This window comes from Komagataeibacter diospyri, from assembly GCF_006538165.1.
Taxonomy (GTDB): Bacteria; Pseudomonadota; Alphaproteobacteria; order Acetobacterales; family Acetobacteraceae; genus Komagataeibacter; species Komagataeibacter diospyri.
The window spans coordinates 1-20,926 of the sequence record NZ_BDLU01000006.1; the positions used below are offsets into that span (position 1 = coordinate 1).

Consider the following 20,926-nt stretch of genomic DNA (forward strand, 5'->3'; position numbering starts at 1 on the left):
ATGGTGCGCGTAAGGTCTGGCATCAGCTCAGACGCGAAGGCAGGAATGTCGCCCGCTGCACGGTAGAGCGGCTGATGCGCCAGATGGGACTGAAAGGCGTCATTCGTGGCAAGGGGGTCAGAACCACCCGGCCAGATCCGCAACGCCCCTGCCCACAGGATCTGGTGCAGCGCCGGTTCCATGCGCCAGTTCCCGACAGGCTGTGGGTTTCGGATTTCACTTACGTTTCCACATGGCAGGGCTTTGTATATGTCGCTTTCATCATTGATGTATTCGCCCGCGTGATTGTGGGCTGGCGCGTCTCATCAACTGTCCATACCGACTTCGTACTGGATGCCCTGGAGCAGGCTCTGTGCCAGAGGCAGCCCGAGGAGAAAGTGACCCATCATTCCGACAGGGGCTGTCAGTATGTGTCCATTCGCTACACGCAAAGACTGGCTGAAGCAGGCCTCGTTGCCTCTGTCGGTAGTGTTGGGGATTCCTATGATAACGCCCTGGCCGAGACCATAAATGGTCTCTACAGAACCGAACTCATCTATCGGCAGGGGCCATGGAAAAACAGGGAAGCTGTTGAACTGGCCACACTCAGATGGGTGGACTGGTTCAATAATCGCCGCATGCTTTCATCCATTGGAAACATCCCCCCGGCAGAAGCTGAGGCTCGCTTTTATGCTCAGCAGAAATCACATGCTTTAGCCGCCTGGTTCAGATAAAAAACGTCTCCACAAAACCCGGGGCAATTCAACGCGATCTTCATGGACCACGTTCATACGCCGGATCTGCCGTGCCCCCATTCGGTGCAGCTCTTCAACTGGATTATCGACGGCAAGCTGAAGGCCCACATTGGCGGTACCTACCCGCTGGCCAACGCCGCCCGCGCCCATGCCGACATGGAAAGCGGTGAAACGACCGGGAAGCTCCTGCTGATTCCGTAAAAAAGCAGGAGAGCCGGGATCATTCAGGCTTATTCGCCTCCCATTCCTTCCTGATCAGTTCCAGACCCTCCTCATATGTCGTGACCCAAAGCGCGGGGAAATGGCGTTTGAATTTCGTTGAGTCGAAGAGATTGTCCTGCTCGTAGCGGGGCAGCAACTCCCTTATCTCCCGCACCTGTTTTGAGAAAATGCCTGCGATGATCAGTGGCCATCTGCCGATAACCGAATAAGATGGCGTGCGTCCGAAAATCCTGCTCGCCATGGTGACGAATGTCTTATAGGTCGGCCGATCATCACAGCACGGCAGATGCCAGGTCTGGCCAAAAGCATTGGGTGTGTTGCCCAGGGTTGCCAGCCCCCGGCTCGCATCCGGCGTCCAGATGAGGGTCCGGCGCGTATCGTCACGGACCGGGACCAGAGGTCTTCTGCCTGCTTTCAGCCTGTCGATGATCAGGGCGTTGGTGAAGCTCTGCGTTTTTCCCGGACCATAGAATTCCGGTGCGCGGGCGATGAGCACGGGAATGTCTCCCCGCGCCATTTCTTCCAGCACCATGGACGCCATTGCAGCGCGCACCCGCCCTTTCCGGCCCACCGGGGCGAAGCGCGTTTCCTCCGTCTGGATATGACTGTTCTGCGGATACATGTAGGTATTGTCGAAATAGGCGAAACTGGCGCCCGCCGCCCGGCACGCCTGCAAGGCGTTCTTCAGCATGACCGGAAACCGCTCTTCCCAGAGCGTGCTGTCAGGGGGCAGGCCGGCTGTGAAATAGACGATCCGGCTGCCTTTCACCGCCTGTGTCGTCTGTCCTGCATCCAGCAGGTTCGCAGCCATAAGGGTATCGTCCTGGTTGACCTTGCGGGGATTGCGGCTCACGAGCCGCAGGTCGCCCGTATGATGCTGATGTAATGTCCGCGCCAGTTCCGTGGCGATCTGGCCATTTGCGCCCAGAATTGTCTGCATGTGGGGCTGCCTCCATGGTGCCGAGCAGGTTTATCGTTACGACGCTAACGTTGAAGTCAGATTTAATGTCAAACGACAGATTGACCTTCAACTGGGCTTGAACGTTACAAAACGGTTGTCCGCCCCCCTGTCGCATCAAAGGGACCAGCCATGAGCCGTCATATCCTTCACGTTGCCACCAACATCGCGCATTTTGACAATCCGGCGCACCCAACGGGATTATGGCTGTCGGAACTGACGCATGCCTGGGACGAGTTTGCCGCCAGGGGTTATGAACAGCGCATTATCAGCCCCAGGGGTGGCAAGGTTCCGCTTGACCCGCGTGCGCTGAAATGGACGATGCGCGATGCCTCATCCAGAGCCTGGCTGGCCGATCCGGCAAAAATGGCCCTGCTCTCTTCAACCCCCTGCCCAGCAGACATCAATCCGCAGGATTATGATGCGATCTACTTTACCGGGGGGCATGGCGTGATGTGGGACTTTCCAGACAATGAGGACCTTCAGGCCATCACCCGCGCAGTGTGGGAAAAGGGCGGCATTGTTTCCGCTGTCTGTCATGGATATTGCGGGCTTCTGAACACCCGTCTTACAGACGGTTCTTTTCTGGTCTCAGGGCGAAAAATCACCGGATTTTCGTGGACCGAGGAAAGGCTGGCGGGCGTATCGCGGGAGATACCCTACAACGCGGAAGCTGAGATGAAGGCACGGGGCGCGCTATACGAAAAAGCCCTTCTGCCGTTCATGTCCCATGTCGTGGCGGATGGAAAACTGGTGACGGGCCAGAACCCTTCTTCTGCCAGAGCGACCGCAAGAAAAGTCGCGTCCCTTCTGGGAGGACTTTAAGGCGAAACAGCTTTTTTGCTGCGCCTCCTGCTCACGGACAGACGACGATCCGTGCTGTCCAGAAGGCGCACATCGTCAGGGGTCACGTCCAGGTTTTCGGGAGGCTCCATAAGCACATTCGTCAGGACACGATGGGCATTGGCCGCACAGTCCATGTCGTCAGGGCGTGCCTGAATGTCCGTAACCAGACGAAGGAGGTGGGTTTTGCTCTGGGCCAGACGTGCCTGCAGCGCCTCGATATCCGCAATCTTGCGTGTCAGTGCATTCATGAGGGCATCATGATCCCAGTGTTTCAGATCAGCGGGCAGCAGGGTGCGGATTTCATCCAGCGTAAATCCGGCCCGCTGTGCCATCGTGATGAGTCCCAGGATCAGCTCGGCCTGTGGCGGATAGGTACGGTATCCGTTGGAACGACGATCAACCGTTTTCAGGAGACCGATGCGCTCATAGAAGCGGAGTTTGGAAGTCGTAAGACCGGTTTGCCGGGCCAGTTCTCCAATTTTCATCATCTGTCTTCTGTTACAGGTTCATCTTGACGTTGAACTTATGTTCAACGTTAGCGTCTGAGCAATATCAGTTCTGAATGCTCGGGAGAAGTATCATGTCATTCGTCACGACATCCGACGGCGTAGAGATTTTCTACAAGGACTGGGGACCGAAGGACGCCCGGCCGATCGTATTCCATCATGGCTGGCCGCTCAGCGCCGATGACTGGGACACGCAGATGCTGTTCTTCCTGAGCAGGGGATTTCGCGTTATTGCGCATGACCGCCGCGGTCACGGACGTTCGGCGCAGGTGAGCGACGGTCATGACATGGACCATTACGCGGCTGATGCATCGGCAGTTGTCGAACGTCTCGGTCTGAAAAACGCCATTCATGTCGGGCATTCGACAGGGGGCGGACAGGTTGCCCGCTATGTTGCGCAATATGGTCAGCCTCAGGGACGTGTCGCCAAAGCCGTGCTCATCAGTTCCGTGCCGCCTTTGATGGTCCAGACGGACCGCAGTCCGGAAGGCGCACCGATCGAAGTCCTGAACGGACTGCGTGCCGGACTGGTGGCCAATCGCGCGCAGTTCTTTCTGGATGTGGCCGGCGGGCCGTTTTATGGCTTCAACCGTCCGGGCGCAGAAGTTTCGGAAGGGACGATCCGCAACTGGTGGCGTCAGGGCATGATGGGGAGTGCGAAAGCCCATTATGAAGGGATCAGGGCATTCTCCGAAACGGACCAGACGGAAGACCTGAAAGCCATTACCGTCCCGGTGCTTGTGCTACAGGGCGATGATGATCAGGTCGTGCCTTATAAAAATGCGGCCATCCTTCAGGACAGGCTGCTTCAGAACAGCACGTTGAAAATCTATCCCGGTTATCCGCATGGCATGCACACGACCCATGCCGATATCATCAATGCCGATATCCTGGCGTTTATTACCGACTGAAGATCGCGTCCCGACGATGTGGCCTTTGACGTCAGTAGGTGGTGATTTTGTCTCGTTACCTGCCTTGTCGTGAAGTCAGTCCCCGCAATGTGGCTGGGCTGGAGTTCGTCTGTAAACGTCGGCTTTACGAAAACGTCTCTGATGGACGTAATGTCCTGAATGCGGACATCAGTAGCCTGTCCGCTCTGTTCTCACCAAGCAGACAGGCAGTTACCGACAGGAAAAGGCGAATGCTGGCTGTGGGTGACAATTTCCCTCTTGCCGGCCATCTTCTACCGGGAAGATGGCCGGTCATGCTGAGGCAAGAAACGCAACCAGAACCACCCCATCAGGGCAGACAGGACAGAACCGGCGAAGATGCCCATCTTGGCCAGGGTCACAAGATCTGATCCGGAAAATGCCAGGTTCGCGATAAACAGGCTGATCGTAAATCCGATGCCGCACAGCAGCGAAAGACCAAACAGCATTCCCATTGGTGTTTCGGCCGGAAGCGTGGTGATCTTCAACCGGGTCGAAAGCAGCGTCGCGCCAAAGACACCGACAGGCTTGCCAACAATCAGTCCCAACATGATCCCGAGCGGAACAGCCTCCAGCGTTCTGTCCGGATGAACGCCCACCAGTGAAACACCCACGTTCATGAAGCCGAAAAGTGGCAGAACCACCCATGTGACAAAGGGGGCCAGCGCGGAGCCTGTTTTATCGAGAGGCGTAACTGGTCCAACGCCTTTTCCGGATGTCGTCGCCGGCAGACAGAGTCCGGTTATTACCCCGGCAAGAGTTGGATGCAGGCCAGATTCCAGAAGTGCTATCCATAGGAGAATGCCTGCGGTGGCATAACTCCATAACGTCCTGATCCCGGCCCTGTTCGCTCCGATCAATGCTGCAGTAACGATCCCGACCGCTACAAGTGCTGGCCAGTACAGAGCGCTCCCGTAAAACAGGGCGATCACCAAGATACCCAGCACGTCATCGAAAATGGCCAACGCCATCAGCCAGGCCCTGGCGCCAGGCGAGACATGCTTTCCAAGAGCAAGAATGATCGGCAACGTGAATGCAGCGTCCGTTGCAACAGGAATAGCCCAGCCGCGCGTCGCTTCCGGATGCCCGCATGTCACCAGAAGATACGTCAGGGCGGGCACGATCATGCCGCCCAGTGCCCCGATAAGCGGCAGGGCAACGCGGCGTAGTGATGAGAGGTGCCCTGAGACGGTTTCCTTCTTGATTTCGAGAATGACCACCAGAAAAAACAGGGTCATAAGCCCGTCGGAGACCCATGCGTCCATGTTTTCCGGCCCATGCGTGCCCAGAAAGGAAAGCTTCATGGGGGTCGTTATCAGGGCTGTATAACCCAGCGCCCACGGTGAATTTGCCAGGACAAGACCCGCAAGAGAGGCGAGCAGGAGAACAGACGCCCCGCCTGCGGGAGAGCCAAGGAAACGTCGAAGATGGGCGGCGGACGCAATAAAGGATTCAGTCATTTCTCTTTGTTGAACAGGACAGGGTTCCATACAAGTCAAAGGTTCTGCGCTATATTGTCATAATGTTTCTTTTTACGTCCGCTTCTCGAATACCCGTTTTACGAGCTTTGCGTTCTGGATGAGGCAACTGCAGCCTTTTCCTCATATCTGCCCAAAGTCATCAATGATCCTGCGTTCTCCAATCATGCCATGCTGGCACTGCTTTAGTAGATGGTTCAACTCATGCCGTAGAGATTGCAGATCAGAATTTTGCGGTCGTTTTCCCTGACATGATTACTGGCGATAACATCAACTTCTTCGCTGGATCGGCCAGCCTGGGCCGCCAGATCCAGTAATACCCGCACCATTGTGGCTTGTGTTATGGGCGTGTCGGGGTTGTGGAGCGGATTGCAGATTATTTGTCACAGTATCAAAGAAGCTGGCGGTATTCTCCTGCGCTGAAAAGATATCAGGCATAACATCGTGCCGGATACCAGACGTATGGAAGGGCATAGGATCCCGTGGCCTTCGGTATTTTGCACGCTTTCTTCGCATCGACCCATTTTATGAGACGGCTGCTGAACATGACCAGAAAGCGCGTTATAATGGATCGGGAATACTTCTGTCTGGTGAATACTCCCTCGGTGAATTCCTTGTATTTTTAAGAAATGGGTCTGTAGCTGGACAGTCTGCCTGTTCGTCAGAGAATGCTGGCCACTCATCTTCAGATGTCATTGCGAAGGCTTTATAAAAACATCACCAAACATATATTATATTGTAATATAATAATTAATATAAATAATATTATATTTTATCAATGGATTTCTATCCATAATCCCCACGAATATCATAATGATAATCATTTTCATAATATAAATTCCTTTCATAGGTGACATGTTCAGGTTCACGTCAGGTTTCTCTGTTATCGGTAGGAAGTCATCGTCGTGATGGCAGGAACTCTACGTTTGACAGGAAACAGACGCGTATTATGCGAAGGATATTGCACGGTAGCCTGTATGCAGCCTGTATTTTCTTCCTGTTGGTATCGCCCACCCGGGCAGACAGCGGGACGGAAGGCATATGCATGACAGTCCAGCAGGGCATCCGCCTGCATGTGGACGGTATGTATGGCGGATATCCCCATTCCGTACTGCGCGATGCCGTGCTGCAGGGGGTGGCGTGCCCGTCTGATGAGGCTGAACTGCATGCATTCAGTCTTATCGCTGAGTCAGCCCCTCATCTGCGTATTTCCGTTACGAGGCCCATGGGACAGGGGCAGCAGGGATCGATTTCCGCCCGGCTATTCGCGCAGGGGCACTTTATCATAGGGGAACGTATGTCCCTCTCCCCCCTGGCACGTTCCCAGTCTCCTTTTTCGGTTTCGTCCGACATCAACCTCATGATGGCGCGGCTGTGGAGCGATCTCGCCTTACGGATCAGTCATGGTGGTCCCGTCATTCCATGAAGGCCTGAAGCATGAAGCGCGTCATGCGCCCCATCCTGTCGGTCGCCATGACCGGCGCCCTGACATGGGGGGCTCTGGCCCGGGCTCAGGTCCCCCGGTCCGGCCCATCCTTCCATGAAGCGGTCGGCATGGCGTGGGCCATTGATCCGGTCCGCACCGAACTGCAGGTCAGTCACCATTCCGCCCGTGCCCGCGCGAGTGCGGCGGGGTCATGGTTTGCCGGTGGCCCTACCCTGTCGGGTGAATACATGGATGACCACATGCTGGGCAGTAACGAAGGCTATACGACGTATCAGGGCGGGGTGTCCGTGCCGCTATGGCTGCCGGGACAGGGCAGCGCTACCTGGCAGGTTGCAAGCGCGGAAGCTGCATCGCTTGATGAACAGCTCAATGTCGAACACATGGCACTATCCATCCGGGTGCTTGACGCTGGCGCTGCCGCCCTGATCGCCCGTACGCGGGTGGAGGTGGCCCATACCCTTTATGATGTGACAGCACGCATGGCCACCAGCGCCACACGGGCGGTGCATGGTGGCGAACTGGCCTCGACCGATGGTCAGATGGCACAGGCGGCAGTGGAGAATGCCCGTAATGAACTGGCCCTGGCACAGGAGGAGGCCCGGAATGCAACGGCTGCACTGGAGGTGCTCCTCGGCCGCCCGGTTGTGCCGGATCTTGCGCGTTACGGGGCGAGCGACGTCACCCACGCCCGCTTTATCGCGCCCCGTGACATGGAGGACAATGACCCCCGCATCAGGGTCGCGCACCGCAATGTTGAAGCTGCCGAGGCCAACATGAAGCTGGCGCGCCGTTCCTTCATGCCCAATCCGGAAATCGGCGTGGATGCGATCCATGAAAAGCAGTACGGCAGCCCGTGGGATGACCGGGTGGGCGTGAATTTCAGCATTCCCCTGCCCAGCGAGGTCCGCAACACGCCCATCATGTCCGAAGCGCGCAACCGGCTGGCTTCGGCTACCAGTCAGGAAACGCAGGCGCGGCGCATGGTGCATCTGGAAATGATGCGGGTACGGGAACGCCTGATCGCAGCCACCACGGCGCGGCAGACCACCCGCACCGCATCCGAAAACATGGACAGGCGGGCCGAGGCGCAGGAACGGGCCTGGCGGCTGGGCGAAACCAGTCTGGATACGGCGCTTGCCGCCCGGCAGGCGGCGGCCAATACCCGGCTGGCCAGCGCCAGGGCCGAGGTGGAATGGCATGTCGCCAGCATCCGCATGCTGATCGCAACCGGGATCGTACCATGAAGCGGCTCACCCCTGCCCTGTTCATCCTGGGCCTGTCCTGCCCGCCAGCCCATGCCACGGATGTGGCGTTGCCTCCTGTCGTGAAGCTGGATGGGGCGGCCGTGGCGAACGCGGGTATCGCCATTGTCACGGCAGCACCCGGTAGGGTTGTGCCCATGCTGCCGGTCATAAGCCGGGTCATGCCCGATACGACACGGGTCGTGCATATCCACCCCGCTGGCAGCGGCAAGGTGCTGGCGGTGCTGGTGCAGCCGGGCACACCCGTGCGGCGGGGACAGGCGCTGCTGCGTTATCAGGACCATTCCCTGCATGTCGCGCGTCTGCAGGCGGTCCAGATGCGTGCGGCGCTGACAGCCGCCATCGCGGCCCGGAGCGATGCGGCGGGCGCCGTGCAGCGGGCAAAGGCGCTGGCGGGCGAAACCATCTCCATGGCCGAACTGCGCCGCAGGCAGGATGCACTGGCGCAGGCTGACGCCACCATGCACGCGCGACAGGCGGACGTGGATACGCTGGGCCATCGTTTCGCGGAGGAGTTCAATTCATCATCGGAACAGGACAGCAAGCGCACGGAAGACGAGAGCTCGACCCTGATTGCCCCTGTCGATGGCATGGTGCAGGCGCTCAATACTTCGGTGGCGGGCGACGTGGACCCGACCATGGATGTGGCGACTGTGGCGGACCTGTCCGGCATATGGCTTGTCTCCGACATCCCTCCCGATCAGGCCGTACGGATCGCACCGGGCGGGCAGCAGGTGACGCAGGCGGCAGGTGGCCCGTTCACGTCGCGCATCGACACGGTGGATGGCATGGCCAGTCCGTTGACCGGGCTGGTCCGCGTCATCAGCAGCGTGCCCAACCCCACCGGCGCACTGGTGCCCGGCATGGTGCTGGATGCAACACTGGCACAGCGCGATAGCGTGGCGGGCATTGTCGTGCCGTCCGAAGCCCTTCAGCAGATTGACGGGCAGAGCGTCGTGTTCTTGCGGATGAGCGAAACCGATTACCGGCCCGTCGTGGTTGATGTGGCGCTGGATGACGGGATTCAAGCGGTCGTCCGTTCCGGCCTGAAAGGGGGCGAGCCGGTCGTAGGCCACGGCAGCTTCGCCCTGCATTCGGTCATCGGCCTTGCCGGGATGGATGCGGACTGATGGCGCGGAAATACCTTGAGGCGCTGATGCGCGCGCGCATGCTGGTTCTGGGCGGTCTTTTCGTGCTGCTGGCGGCTGGAATCATGACGGTGCTGGGTCTGCCGGTGGAGGCGGTGCCCGATATCTCGCCCCGTCAGGTGCTTGTCTCGGTTGTCGCCCCCGGCCTCGCGACGGAAGAAGTGGAGAAACTCATCACCTTTCCCGTCGAGGCCAGCATGACCGGCATTCCCGGCATGACCGACCTGCGCTCCGTCTCCCGTGGCGGGGTGTCGGTGGTATATGTGCAATTTGCCGACGACACCGACATCAACCTTGACCGCACCCGCGTGAACGAGCGCATGCAGCAGGCGCGTTCGAACATATCCGTGCCCGGAATCACCATCAGCATGGGGCCGCTGGCCACAGGCATGGGCGAGATCATGCAGTTCCAGATCCGGGGCGCGGGGCGCTCGCCCATGGAACTCAACCGCATCATGAACTGGACCGTGGTGCCGCAGATGCGCCTCGTGCCCGGCGTGGTGGACGTGAACGTCAATGGCGGGGCGGAGGAAACCTATGAAGTCACGCTTGATCCGGCACGGCTGATCGGGGCCAATCTTTCCGTCGGTGAGGTCTATCGCGCGGTGGATGAGAATAATGCCGCGTCTGGTGGTGGCTGGATCACGCATCATGCCGAACAGCAGAGCGTGGTCGGGCGCGGGCTGGTGGGTAGCCTTGCGGATTTCGGCAACATCGCCGTGCGGACCAATACGGACGGCTCGGTCGTGCGCCTGCGCGACCTCGGGCGCATCACCACGGGCGCGCGCACCCGGCTGGGGGCGGTCACGCGCGACGGACAGGGCGAAATCGTGATCGGCGTGGTGATGATGGAAAGTGGGGCGAGTTCCAACGCCACCCTTGCCGCGATCGACCGCGCCCTGCCGGGTATCCGGCAGGCGCTGCCCGCAGGCGTTACGCTGGCCCCCTACTACACCCGCGCCACCCTGACCGGGCAGACCATCGCCACCGTGCGTGACAACCTGTTGATGGGCGCAGTGCTGGTGGTGGGCGTGCTGGTGGTGGTGATCGGGAGCTGGCAGGCGGCCCTTGTCATTGCCTCGGTCATTCCGGTGGCCCTTGTCTGCGCCATGGCGGGGATGCGGCAGTTCGGGATTTCAGCCAACCTGCTCAGTCTGGGCGCGATCGATTTTGGCATGATCGTCGATGGCTCGCTGGTGGTGATCGAACATGTCCTGTCACGGCGCGAGGAGGAACCGGATGTGGAATTCATGCCCCTCGTGGTGTCATCCGTGCAGCAGGTCATGCGCCCGGTGGGGTTCGCCATCCTCGTCATCATCATGGTCTATCTGCCCATCCTGACGCTGCAGGGGATCGAGGGGCGCATGTTCCGTCCCATGGCGCAGACGGTCATCATGGCGCTGCTGGCGTCGCTTGCTTACTGCTTCATCTGCATTCCCGTGCTGGCCAGCCTTGCGCTGGGGCGGCTGCACCCTGCGGGCGATACGCGACTGATCGCATGGCTGCGCCGCCCATATACCCATATGGTGACATGGGGGGAGATGCATCCGCGCACCCTGTTCGGCGGCACGATCGCGGTGCTGGTCGTATCGGCTGTTCTTGCCACACGACTGGGGGGTGAATTCATTCCCCAGCTTGATGAAGGCGCACTTGCGGTCACCACCACCCGACTGCCCTCGGTCTCGCTCGACACCGTGCTGGCGTCGGTCACGAAGCAGGAGCAGATCCTGCGTCGCTTCCCTGAGGTCAGGACAGTGGTCAGCAATACCGGCACATCCGCCATTCCGACCGACCCGATGGGCGTGAATGAGACCGACAGCTTCATCTTCCTCAATCCCCCCTCCACATGGAAAACCGCACGCACGCAGGCCGGACTTGTCGCCGCGATGGACGACACAATGCGGCGCGAACTGCCCGATGCACTGTATTCATGGAGCCAGCCGGTGCAGATGCGCATGGACGACCTGCTCTCTGGCGTGCGCACCCAGATTGCCGTCTCGATCTTCGGTGATGACCTGACCACGCTGGCAGAACTGGGCGACCGGGTGGTGGCTGCAATGTCCGGCGTGAAAGGCGCGGCGGACGTGGCGGCGGCAGGCGATGGCGCCGTGCCGCTGATCGTGGCCGATATCGACCGCACGCAGGCCGCCAGCCGCAATGTGGCGGTGCAGGACATTCTGGATACGGTAGAGGCGGTTGGCGGGCATATCGGCACAAGGCCGGTGATCGTGGATAACGCCATCATCAGCACGCAGGTGCGCCTTGAACCGAAGCGCGTGACCTCGGCTGCCGCGATTGGTGCGCTGCAGGTCCGGCGCATGGACGGGCAAGGCAGTGTCATGCTTTCACAGGTGGCGCATGTGCATGAAGTCGATGGCCCGCCGCGCATCAGCCGCGATGGCGTGCGCCGGCGCATGGTGGTCCAGGCCAATGTGCGCGGGCGGGATCTTGCGTCCTACGTGGCCGAGGCACAGGCCCGGGTGGTTCGGGACGTGAAACTGCCCGCAGGCTATACCATGCAGTGGGATGGCCAGTTCCGTAACCTGCAATCAGCGGTGCTGCGGCTGGAGATCGTCCTGCCCATTGCCCTTGGCCTGATCTTTGCCCTGCTGGTGGTGGCGTTTGGCGCGGTCCGGCCTGCCCTTCTGGTATTCATCAACCTGCCGGTGGCGGCGACCGGCGGCATCGTGGCGCTGACGCTGCGGGGCCTGCCGTTCAGCATTTCGGCAGGCATCGGCTTTATTGCACTGTTTGGCGTGGCGATCCTCAACGGTGTGGTGCTGGTCAGTGAAATCGCAGCCCTGCGCGCGGGTGGCATGGCGGTGGCGCAGGCGGCCTTTGCCGCCGCCGAATCCCGCTTTCGCCCGGTCATGGCCACGGCCCTTGTCGCCAGCCTTGGCTTTTTCCCCATGGCGTTTTCAGACAGTGCGGGGGCCGAGGTCGAGCGCCCGCTGGCCAGCGTGGTGATCGGCGGGCTGGTTACGTCCACATTGCTTACACTCCTGGTGCTGCCATCGCTTTACGCCCGGGTCATGCGAGAGAAAGTTCGGGACTGATGCGTATCCTTATTGTTGAAGATGAACGTGACCTTGGGGCGGCAGTGCAGGAGCGCGTGCGGCTGGACGGGCACGCCGTGGACTGGTTCATGACGCTGGAGGACGCGCGCGCGGCCATGGCCACCGTGGATTATGATTTCATGCTGCTTGATCTTGGGCTGCCAGATGGCAGCGGGCGCGACCTGCTGCGTGAAATCCGTGCTACGTCGTCTGATATCGCCATCCTCATCACCACGGCGGAAGATCAGATCAGCGACCGCATTGCCGGCCTGTCCGAAGGGGCGGATGATTATATTGTCAAGCCTTACGACCTGAACGAACTCGTGGCCCGTATCGCTGCCGTGGCGCGGCGTTATGCGGCTCCCCGCAGGCAGGTCCATTATCGCATTGGGGAGATTACGATCGACCGGGAAAACCGCTCGGTATCGCGCAGCGGGCGGGTGCTTGACCTGACCGCACGGGAATGGGCCATTATGGAACTGCTTTCACGTCATCCGGGGCGGATCTATTCCCGCCAGCAGATCGACACGGCCCTGTATGCGCTGGACCACGATGTGGACAGCAACACTGTCGAGGTTTTCATAAGCCGCCTGCGCAAGAAGGTGGGCAACACGGTGATCAGGACTGTCCGTGGCCGTGGATACTGCCTGGCTGACGGTGAAGCAGTATGAAGAACTGGAGTCTCGCCACCCGCATCGTCAGTAGTGTCCTGAGCGTGGTGACGCTCAGCCTGCTGGCTCTCAGCCTCGCCGTTGCAGGCTTTACCCGCTACGAAATAACGGAACGGCTGGACAATTCCCTGCAGGAAGTCTCCGAACGGCTGCAGGCCACCATCGCTACACAGCCCCATGGACCACGGGACACTGTTGCCTGGGTGCCCGGTGTCGGACCGCGCACACTCGCCTACCAGGTGGTCGATCAGTCCGGGCATGTGGTGTTGCGCTCACAGAATGCGCCGGTCCAGCCGTTTGTGCCCGATATCCATACCGGGTTTGTCGATACCCCCCGTTTCCGGGTCTATATCGCAGCCCCGACCGCCACGGCCTATCGTGTGCTGGTGGGGGAGCCGACATTGCACCGTCGGGGGGCGACGTGGCGCGCGACGGCGATCGCCATTGTGCCGATACTGGTTTTCCTGCCTGTCATCTGGCTGCTGGTACGCGTGATCGTACGGCGTGCCCTGCGCCCGCTTGACCGCCTGCATGATGAAATGCAATCGCGTGGCAGCGGCAACCTGCGGCCCATCCCCTCGCTTGACCTGCCGGTGGAACTCGTCTCCATCCAGCATGCCGTCAATACCCTTCTGGCCCGTCTGGAAACCGCACTTTCCACCGAGCGGGCCTTTGCCGCAAGTGCCGCGCATGAACTGCGCAACCCGCTTGGCGCCCTGCTGGCGCAGGTGCAGATGCTGGGCCGCATGGTATCGCCAGAAACGGAGGCCGGGCGCAGGGTGGACATCATTGCCGACCGGACCCGCCGACTTGGACGGACGGTAGAAAAACTGCTGCAGTTCTCACGTGCCTCGTCAGGTGTTGCCTTCCGCCGCAACCGCTTCGACCTCCTGACCGTGCTGCGTGTACTGGCGGACGATCTGGACCATAACCCGCGTGACGGGTGCGGAATCATCCTGAACGTAAACGGGATCAGCCACATATTTGTGCATGGTGACATGGATGCGACCGGCATCATGCTGCGCAACCTGCTGGAAAACGCATTGCTGCACGGGGGGCGTGAGACGCCCGTGCATGTGGCCGTCCTGCCAGATGGGGGCATTGACATTACCAACGACTGCCCGGCCCTGACGGCGGACATGCTGACGCGGCTGACCAGTCCGTTCGTGCGCGGCGGGACTGGCACGCGCGGCAGCGGCCTTGGCCTGGCAATTGCCAGCAATATTGCCCGGCAGATGGACGCGACCATGCGCCTGCGTTCCCCGCTGCCGGAATCAGGCAGGGGGTTTGGTGCCCACATTACTTTCCCCGACCCGGATGTGATCCGCGCCTCCGGCACAGCCTGAGACCGCGCGTTCGGTTTCACGTCATATGGAACTGATATGAAGACTGGCATGACGCACGAAACACTCCCGGCACGCAGGCGCTATGATGCGCCGACAGTCTTTTTTTACTGGAGCTGTGCAGCAATCATCATGTTGCAGTTCATAAGCGCAGATATATGGGGTCTGTTCCATAATCCGCTGCGTCACCAGCTTCTGGTCAGCCACCTGACGGCGGGAATGGTGCCAAGCAGTGCTACTGCCCGTGCGCATCGCGTGGCGGATCGGGTGGGGGCGACAGATGTCCGCATCAGACCGCTGGCTGGGCTCTCTCTTGGCCTGCTGCATCAGCCACACCAGTGGAATTGCTGGCTGATCATCTTTCTGGCTACCGGCCACGCGCTGGCGGCGTGTTTTCATTACTTCACCCTGCGCGACAATGTTCTGCAGCGCATGTTCATGACCGGGAATATATCGAATGGACGTAAGTGATAAGGGCATATCTGGTTCGGATGAGGTACATGCAGCCGCCCGTATGGGCTGGCTGCGGGCCTCCGTTCTCGGGGCAAATGACGGAATACTGTCTACTTCCAGCCTTATTATTGGCGTTGCAAGTGCCCATACCGCGCAGGCAGGAATACTACTGGCTGGTATTTCCAGTCTGATAGCTGGCGCCATGTCCATGGCTGCAGGGGAATATGTGTCTGTCAGTTCCCAGGCCGATTCAGAAAAGGCGGATCTGACCCGTGAAAAAAAGGAACTCGGTAGTAGCTGGGATTCTGAAGTCAGCGAACTGGCTGGCATATATCGTCAGCGTGGACTTGATGATCTTCTGGCGCACCAGGTCGCCGTTGCCCTGATGAAACATGATGCGCTGGGCGTCCATGCCCGTGACGAACTGGGTATCTCCGATGTAACGGCGGCGCGTCCGATACAGGCTGCCCTGGCGTCCGCATGTGCATTTGCGCTTGGCGCCATACTGCCGTTGCTTACGGCCGTGCTATCACCACTCAGGCTGGTATCATGGAGTGTCTCTATCGTTTCGCTGATCTGTCTTGCAATTCTGGGAACTGTCGGCGCTCTGGCTGGAGGTACGGCACCCTGGCGTCCAGCGTTGCGGGTCATATTCTGGGGCGTGATGGCCATGCTTGTCACATCGGTTATTGGAAACGTATTCAATAAGTAAAAATATGAATTTTTATTTTACCATGGGCATTATTACGGATTGTTGTCTCTGTGGTATTTGAAAGTAATGGTTGCTGCAAAGCATCTGGCCGGGCAGAATATATGGGCGCTACGGTCATAACGCGTTGCGATACGGTGCGCTGTATGATTGGCGACAGAATGTTTCAGCGTTGCTTCACGGATGGTTTTTGGGAAAATATTCCTTAAAAAAATTATGTCAGGTTTCTGAAATTTCAAAATGATGTCCGTCAATCCATTCAATGGACTAGATTAACAAATTGTTTATATTTAGGTAATCTGGAATAGAAATATTTTTGTGACTATTTTTTAATAGGAAATATGATAACAGGAAATTTCCGCTACGATTGAGGAAGATTTTTCCCCTGTCATGATATCAGTGCGTCCACTTACGACCCTGCCGTTTTTCCCCCTGTTGCTTGGGGGATGTGCATTTCGGGGGGCGCCCTCTTTTCCAGTGGTGGGCGCCTATTTCCCGGCATGGATGGTGTGCGGGCTGACCGGGGTTGCGGTGTCGCTGGGCCTGCGGGTGGTATTCGTGCTGACGGGGGTGGATGCCATCCTCAGCTTCCGGCTTTTTACCTATGTCGCACTGGGTGTCCTTGCCGCGCTGGCGGTCTGGCTGGTGGCTTTCGGCCCCGGATGATGCAGCGCGTCCGTATTTCAGGCAGAAAGCCGCTTGGCATGGCCATTGCCGCAGGCTGCATCGGTACTGCCGTCGTGCTGAGTCTTTATGTGGCTCACCGGGGAAATGCCTATCCCGGGTCCGATAGCGCAAGCATTGATGCCGAACTGGTTCATATCGCCTCAACGGTTGGTGGACGGCTGACAGACCTTCCGGTTCAGGTCAACCAGCATGTTCATAAAGGCGACGTGCTGTACCGCCTCGATCCCGAGCCTTATATGCTGGGCGTGCAGCAGGCGCAGGCCAATCTGGACCTTGCCAGCGCGGAGGTGGAGAACCAGAAGCGTCTGGTTGGCGTTAAAACGGCAACAGCCGCCGCCGCGCGTGACCAGGTCACCCGCGCCCAGACCAACCGCGACCTTGCGGCCCGTACGACCGGGCGCCTGCAGCCGCTGGCCGGTAAATCCTATATTCCATGGCAGGAATACGACCAGGCCCGCGTTGCCCTTCGTGATGCCGAGGTCTCGCTGGCACAGGCGCGACAGCAGTCCGCAGCGGCGGATATGGCCGTGGGTGACCTGAAAAGCGCACAGGCCGCACAGGCTGCAAGCCAGGCGATGCTGGATCATGCCCGTTACGAACTGCGCCAGACAGTTGTCACCGCGCCTGCGGATGGATACGTGACCAGCCTTGGTGTAAAGCCGGGCGAAGTGCTGGCCCCGTCACAGGTGCTGTTTACGCTGATTGTGGATGAGGCATGGTACGTGACCGCCACCATTCGGGAAATCGACCTTGCCCCCGTTCATCCCGGTGACTGTGTTACGGTCTATTCCATGATCGACCGCCATACCCCCCTGCGGGGCCACGTGGAAAGCATTGGGTGGGGCGTTATGTCCGCCGATACGACCGGTCTTGCACGCACGCTGCCCCTCGTGCCACGGCAGATGGACTGGGTTCACGTCGCCCAGCGTTTTCCGGTGCGGATCCGTCTGGATGACATCCGCCCTGCCCTGCTGCGCATGGGCGCCACCGCTACCGTCGAGATCCGTTATGGCGCCGCCTGCCACTAACGTCCCTGTCGCACAGATGCGGCGCCCGGGTATGCCCCGTGGTCTGTCGCTGTCACGCCTGTGGGCGCTGGTCTGTAATCCGGCACCCGGTCGGCTGGGTTATGCCCTGCGTATGGCGGCGGGGTGCACCACCACCGTGCTGGTGGGAGAAATATGGCAGGTGCCCGACCTGGCCGTGCCTGCTCTGGTGACCATGGCGCTGTGGCAGAAAGACCGGGTGACGAATGTGCTGGCGGCAGTGGGCATCAACATCTTCGTCGTGTTCCTGCTGGCTTTCGTGTTCGGGCTGGTCCGTCTGACTCTGGACCACCCGATGGGGCTGGTCATCATCATTACGCTGCTGTCGTTCGGGTTTTTCTTTATGGGTTCGGCAAGCAAGCTCAGGCCTGTCGCCTACGTGCTCGGCCTGACCGTCGTGTATGCGCTGATTGCCATCGATCAGGTACCGGTGGGTGAAATCGTGACCCGTGCCGTACTGTATGCCGATCTGTTCCTTGCCGTGCCCGGCGTGGTGATGGTTGTGCTCGGGCTGCTGATCTGTCCTTCGCCCAAAACGGTTCTGACGGATGGCATTGCAGCGCGTCTCAACCTGTCCATCAGCCTGCTGCGGAACCCTGATGACAGGCTGATCGACCATGCCACGGGTCTGCTGCGCGCCGGGCCTGCCGAAATGATGGGCAATGTGAAAATGGCGGGACTGGAAAAGATCTGGTCACCTCATGATCTTGCCTGCCTGCAGCAGGCCGCCAATGCCAGCGTCGCGGTGCTGGTGCTGGCGATTGATGCAGCACGCGCGCAGGCCACCGCACCGCCCGAACTGGTCGCAACACTGGGCGATATGGCGGCTATGTTCGAAGAGGGTGACTATCCTGTCGATATCCCCCTTCCCGCCCCCGTTGAGGACAGCGCCACCCTGCATGACCTTGCGGCCCTGTTGCCGACATTTACAACGCCAGCCGGAGCGCAACCGGAAAAAACGGGCGGCCCTGCAGGTTTTTTTGCCCCTGATGCATTCACCAGCCCCACTCATGTCCGCTTTGCGGTCAAGGGCACGGCTGCTGTCATGTGCAGCTACCTTTTGTTCAAGATGCTGGACTGGCCGGGTATCCACACCTGCATCATCACCTGTTTCATCGTGGCACTTCCCACCACGGGCGAAATGATCTCCAAACTGACGCTGCGCATCACCGGGGCGCTGATCGGGGGAGCGATCGGGATCCTGGGCATCATTTTCGTCATGCCGCATCTGGATGGCGTTACGGGTTTTCTGGTTCTTGTCTTTGTCGTCTCCCTGCTCGGGGCATGGATCAAGACTGGTGATGCCCGGATCGCCTATGCCGGTTTCCAGATTGGCCTTGCCTTCTACCTGACCGACCTCAAGGGCTATGGGCCAACCAGTGACATGGCGACGGCGCGGGACCGCATCGTGGGCATCATGATCGGTAATTTCATTACTTACGCCGTCTTCACCAGTTTCTGGCCCGCCAGTGCGCGTGACGCGATACCGGGGAAACTTGCAGCCCTGTTCGGCCTCCTGCACCGGCAGGCGGATGCGCCCGTTCTCCAGCATCGCGAAGCCCTGTTTGCCCGGGTACAGGGCGCGATGGCGGCTGCGGAACTGGCGGTGGAATACACCCGGGCCGAACCGGTGCCCCCGGGCGACGATGCGGACCGGCGCAATACCCAGCTTGCAACATGGCACGATACGCTGGCGCAGGCCGGATGCCTGGGCACCACGCTGCTGGGCCACACTCTGCCTGATACGGCTGCACGGATCGAACAACTGGAACATAGCGCCCGATGAACCGTCCTGCTTTTTCCATACTGGCCGGTTACGCGATTGTTGTCCTGTGCGGGTGCGCCACGCATGAACTGGCCAGTGCCCCGGCCAGTCCGGACAGCCCGTGGCAGCCCAGCCAGACCGCCAGCGGTGAAATCCAGCCCGGCCGTGCGGCCCGGCATGGGCTGCTGATGCCACCGGGCTTCACCCTGCCCTCCAACAGCCAGATCCAGGTGCGGCCCCCCGATACGGCCATTACCGCACAGGCCGGGCATGCCTACGGGCTGGCGGAACTGATTGACATTGCCCAGTCGGCCAACCCCGATACGCGCCGGGCGTGGGATACGGCGCGCGATGCGGCTCTGGCTGTGGGCATTACCAAAAGTACCTACCTGCCCCGACTGACGGCAACCGTGGTGGGTGGCTACAATCACACCCGCAACAATGGTGACAACCCTTCCATCAGTAATGGCGGGGCGGCAGGCGATGCCTTCAATGGCGGGGTGACCAGTTTCAATAATCTTGTCGGTGGCGTTCGCAACGCCGGTTCGGGTGCGGGCGAAATCCAGACGGTAGGACTGGAATGGCTTCTGTTTGATTTTGGCAAGCGTGAAGCCGTGCTGGCCGCGATGCGGCAGGGACAGATCGGGGCCAATATCCTGTTTACCGCTGCCCACCAGAAAATCATTTATGGTGTTACCATCGCCTTCTATGCCCACGCGGCGGCGGCTTCCCGCGTGCACTGGCTTGAACAGGCGCTGGAAAATGCCCGGCGGGTGGAGGATGCCGCACAGGCGCGGCTGAAACATGGGCAGGGCACGGTCGTGGATGCGACACAGGCCGGCCAGGCCACGGCCCAGACTGAACTCCGTCTTGTGCAGGCGCAGGGCGATGTGGAGAATACCTATCTGGAACTGGTCAATGCGATGGGCATCTCCCCCCGCACCCGTATGCAGACCGAGAATGTATCGGACCGGCCCCTTATGCTGGATGATACCCGACTGAGTGATGCCTTTGTCCAGCAGGCGGTTTCGCGCCGGGCAGATGTGCTGGCGGCTTACGCCAGCGTGAAAGCCGCCCAGAGTCAGGTTGCCGCAGCCAGAAGCGAATTCCTGCCCAAGATCTTTGTGACTGGCAATGTTGCCTATACCACCGGTCGGCTGGCGCTGTCTTCCGTGCCGGGGGTCGGCAGTGATAGCCCGCCCACCCTCAACCTGTCCTCCAACGCGCTCAGCAGCGTGATTTTGGGCGGGATCAGCGTGCCGATCTTTGATGGCGGCATGCGGGCGGCCCAGCTCAGGCAGGCGCAGGACCGGGCGGATAGCGCCAGCGCCACATTACAGAAAACGGTGGATGCATCCGTCAAACAGATCGTGGCGGCAGAAAACGCCCTGCACACCAGCCTGAGCGCCTACAGTGCATCCGGCAGGCTGGAGACAGCGACACGGACAGCGTTCGATGCAGCTTATGCCGCCTATCGCAATGGTGTGGGGTCCATCATACAGACATCCATGGCCCAGAACGGCCTTCTGGATGCGACCCTCAGCCATTCCGATGCCTATTACGCCGCCCTGATCGCTGCGGCCAGCCTGGCATTTGCTACCGGGTCACTTGATCAGGCGCCGGCTGAATACGCGCCCTGAGCGTTGATACGGAGCACGGTCCCCGA

Annotated in this window: 19 protein-coding genes; 16 read left to right on the top strand and 3 right to left on the bottom strand. The window is 59.9% G+C overall.

What is annotated here, in order from left to right; translation table 11 throughout:
* Both MSKU9_RS00745 and MSKU9_RS00750 read left to right on the top strand, forming a co-directional pair.
* Positions 1-713 (top strand): IS3 family transposase (locus MSKU9_RS00745; protein ID WP_141259455.1); only part of this gene is annotated, 713 nt, incomplete at its 5' end.
* Positions 714-755: 42 nt separating this feature from the next.
* Entirely contained in the window at positions 756-935 is a 180-nt protein-coding gene (locus tag MSKU9_RS00750; RefSeq protein ID WP_141259456.1) for a zinc-binding dehydrogenase, read from the top strand.
* Positions 936-954: 19 nt separating this feature from the next.
* Here MSKU9_RS00750 and MSKU9_RS00755 read toward each other — a convergent pair whose 3' ends face one another.
* Positions 955-1,896: an SDR family oxidoreductase gene (locus MSKU9_RS00755; RefSeq protein WP_141259457.1), complete on the bottom strand. Its 942-nt coding sequence runs from the start codon at positions 1,894-1,896 to the stop codon at positions 955-957.
* Positions 1,897-2,046: 150 nt separating this feature from the next.
* Here MSKU9_RS00755 and MSKU9_RS00760 point away from each other — a divergent pair, with 150 nt between their 5' ends.
* Complete coding sequence (locus MSKU9_RS00760; protein ID WP_141259458.1) at positions 2,047-2,739, top strand: type 1 glutamine amidotransferase domain-containing protein; 693 nt, start codon at positions 2,047-2,049, stop codon at positions 2,737-2,739.
* On the opposite strand, the gene MSKU9_RS00765 is transcribed toward MSKU9_RS00760, so the two are convergent.
* Positions 2,736-3,248, bottom strand: a complete 513-nt coding sequence (locus tag MSKU9_RS00765) for a MerR family transcriptional regulator (protein WP_227002287.1) — start codon at positions 3,246-3,248, stop codon at positions 2,736-2,738. The two genes, MSKU9_RS00760 and MSKU9_RS00765, sit on opposite strands and share 4 nt — an antisense overlap.
* A gap of 92 nt (positions 3,249-3,340) precedes the next feature.
* On the opposite strand from MSKU9_RS00765, the gene MSKU9_RS00770 reads away from it, so the two are divergent.
* Positions 3,341-4,177 (top strand): alpha/beta fold hydrolase, encoded by an 837-nt coding sequence (locus MSKU9_RS00770; protein WP_141259459.1) that lies wholly within the window; start codon positions 3,341-3,343, stop codon positions 4,175-4,177.
* Between the two features lie 272 nt (positions 4,178-4,449).
* Here MSKU9_RS00770 and nhaA read toward each other — a convergent pair whose 3' ends face one another.
* Complete coding sequence (gene nhaA / locus MSKU9_RS00775; RefSeq protein WP_141259460.1) at positions 4,450-5,655, bottom strand: Na+/H+ antiporter NhaA; 1,206 nt, start codon at positions 5,653-5,655, stop codon at positions 4,450-4,452.
* An 868-nt stretch (positions 5,656-6,523) separates the two neighbouring features.
* On the opposite strand from nhaA, the gene MSKU9_RS00780 reads away from it, so the two are divergent.
* From MSKU9_RS00780 to MSKU9_RS00835, 12 genes are all read left to right on the top strand, one after another.
* Positions 6,524-7,099 carry a hypothetical protein gene (locus MSKU9_RS00780; RefSeq protein ID WP_306342983.1) on the top strand — a complete coding sequence of 192 codons (576 nt, stop codon included), beginning with the start codon at positions 6,524-6,526 and terminating at the stop codon, positions 7,097-7,099.
* A gap of 11 nt (positions 7,100-7,110) precedes the next feature.
* Positions 7,111-8,364: a TolC family protein gene (locus MSKU9_RS00785; protein ID WP_141259462.1), complete on the top strand. Its 1,254-nt coding sequence runs from the start codon at positions 7,111-7,113 to the stop codon at positions 8,362-8,364.
* Positions 8,361-9,512, top strand: a complete 1,152-nt coding sequence (locus MSKU9_RS00790; protein WP_141259463.1) for an efflux RND transporter periplasmic adaptor subunit — start codon at positions 8,361-8,363, stop codon at positions 9,510-9,512. Before MSKU9_RS00785 ends, MSKU9_RS00790 begins: the two co-directional genes overlap by 4 nt.
* Positions 9,512-12,586, top strand: coding sequence for an efflux RND transporter permease subunit (locus MSKU9_RS00795; RefSeq protein WP_141259464.1), 3,075 nt, complete (start codon positions 9,512-9,514; stop codon positions 12,584-12,586). The genes MSKU9_RS00790 and MSKU9_RS00795 overlap by 1 nt, the downstream gene beginning before the upstream one ends.
* A complete protein-coding gene (locus tag MSKU9_RS00800; protein WP_141259465.1) occupies positions 12,586-13,257 on the top strand; it encodes a response regulator transcription factor in 672 nt (223 codons plus the stop codon). Before MSKU9_RS00795 ends, MSKU9_RS00800 begins: the two co-directional genes overlap by 1 nt.
* Positions 13,254-14,603: a sensor histidine kinase gene (locus MSKU9_RS00805; RefSeq protein ID WP_141259466.1), complete on the top strand. Its 1,350-nt coding sequence runs from the start codon at positions 13,254-13,256 to the stop codon at positions 14,601-14,603. The genes MSKU9_RS00800 and MSKU9_RS00805 overlap by 4 nt, the downstream gene beginning before the upstream one ends.
* A 36-nt stretch (positions 14,604-14,639) precedes the next feature.
* A complete protein-coding gene (locus tag MSKU9_RS00810) occupies positions 14,640-15,071 on the top strand; it encodes a cytochrome b (RefSeq protein ID WP_227000601.1) in 432 nt (143 codons plus the stop codon).
* The gene (locus MSKU9_RS00815; protein WP_141259467.1) at positions 15,058-15,765 is read left to right on the top strand and encodes a VIT1/CCC1 transporter family protein; all 708 of its coding nucleotides are present in this window, start codon (positions 15,058-15,060) and stop codon (positions 15,763-15,765) included. Before MSKU9_RS00810 ends, MSKU9_RS00815 begins: the two co-directional genes overlap by 14 nt.
* Positions 15,766-16,161: 396 nt before the next feature.
* Complete coding sequence (locus tag MSKU9_RS00820) at positions 16,162-16,428, top strand: YtcA family lipoprotein (RefSeq protein ID WP_227000603.1); 267 nt, start codon at positions 16,162-16,164, stop codon at positions 16,426-16,428.
* A complete protein-coding gene (mdtN, locus tag MSKU9_RS00825; protein ID WP_141259491.1) occupies positions 16,428-17,477 on the top strand; it encodes a multidrug transporter subunit MdtN in 1,050 nt (349 codons plus the stop codon). Before MSKU9_RS00820 ends, mdtN begins: the two co-directional genes overlap by 1 nt.
* Complete coding sequence (locus tag MSKU9_RS00830; protein WP_141259469.1) at positions 17,458-19,281, top strand: FUSC family protein; 1,824 nt, start codon at positions 17,458-17,460, stop codon at positions 19,279-19,281. The genes mdtN and MSKU9_RS00830 overlap by 20 nt, the downstream gene beginning before the upstream one ends.
* Positions 19,278-20,900: a TolC family protein gene (locus MSKU9_RS00835; RefSeq protein WP_141259470.1), complete on the top strand. Its 1,623-nt coding sequence runs from the start codon at positions 19,278-19,280 to the stop codon at positions 20,898-20,900. The genes MSKU9_RS00830 and MSKU9_RS00835 overlap by 4 nt, the downstream gene beginning before the upstream one ends.
* Positions 20,901-20,926: the final 26 nt, after the last annotated feature.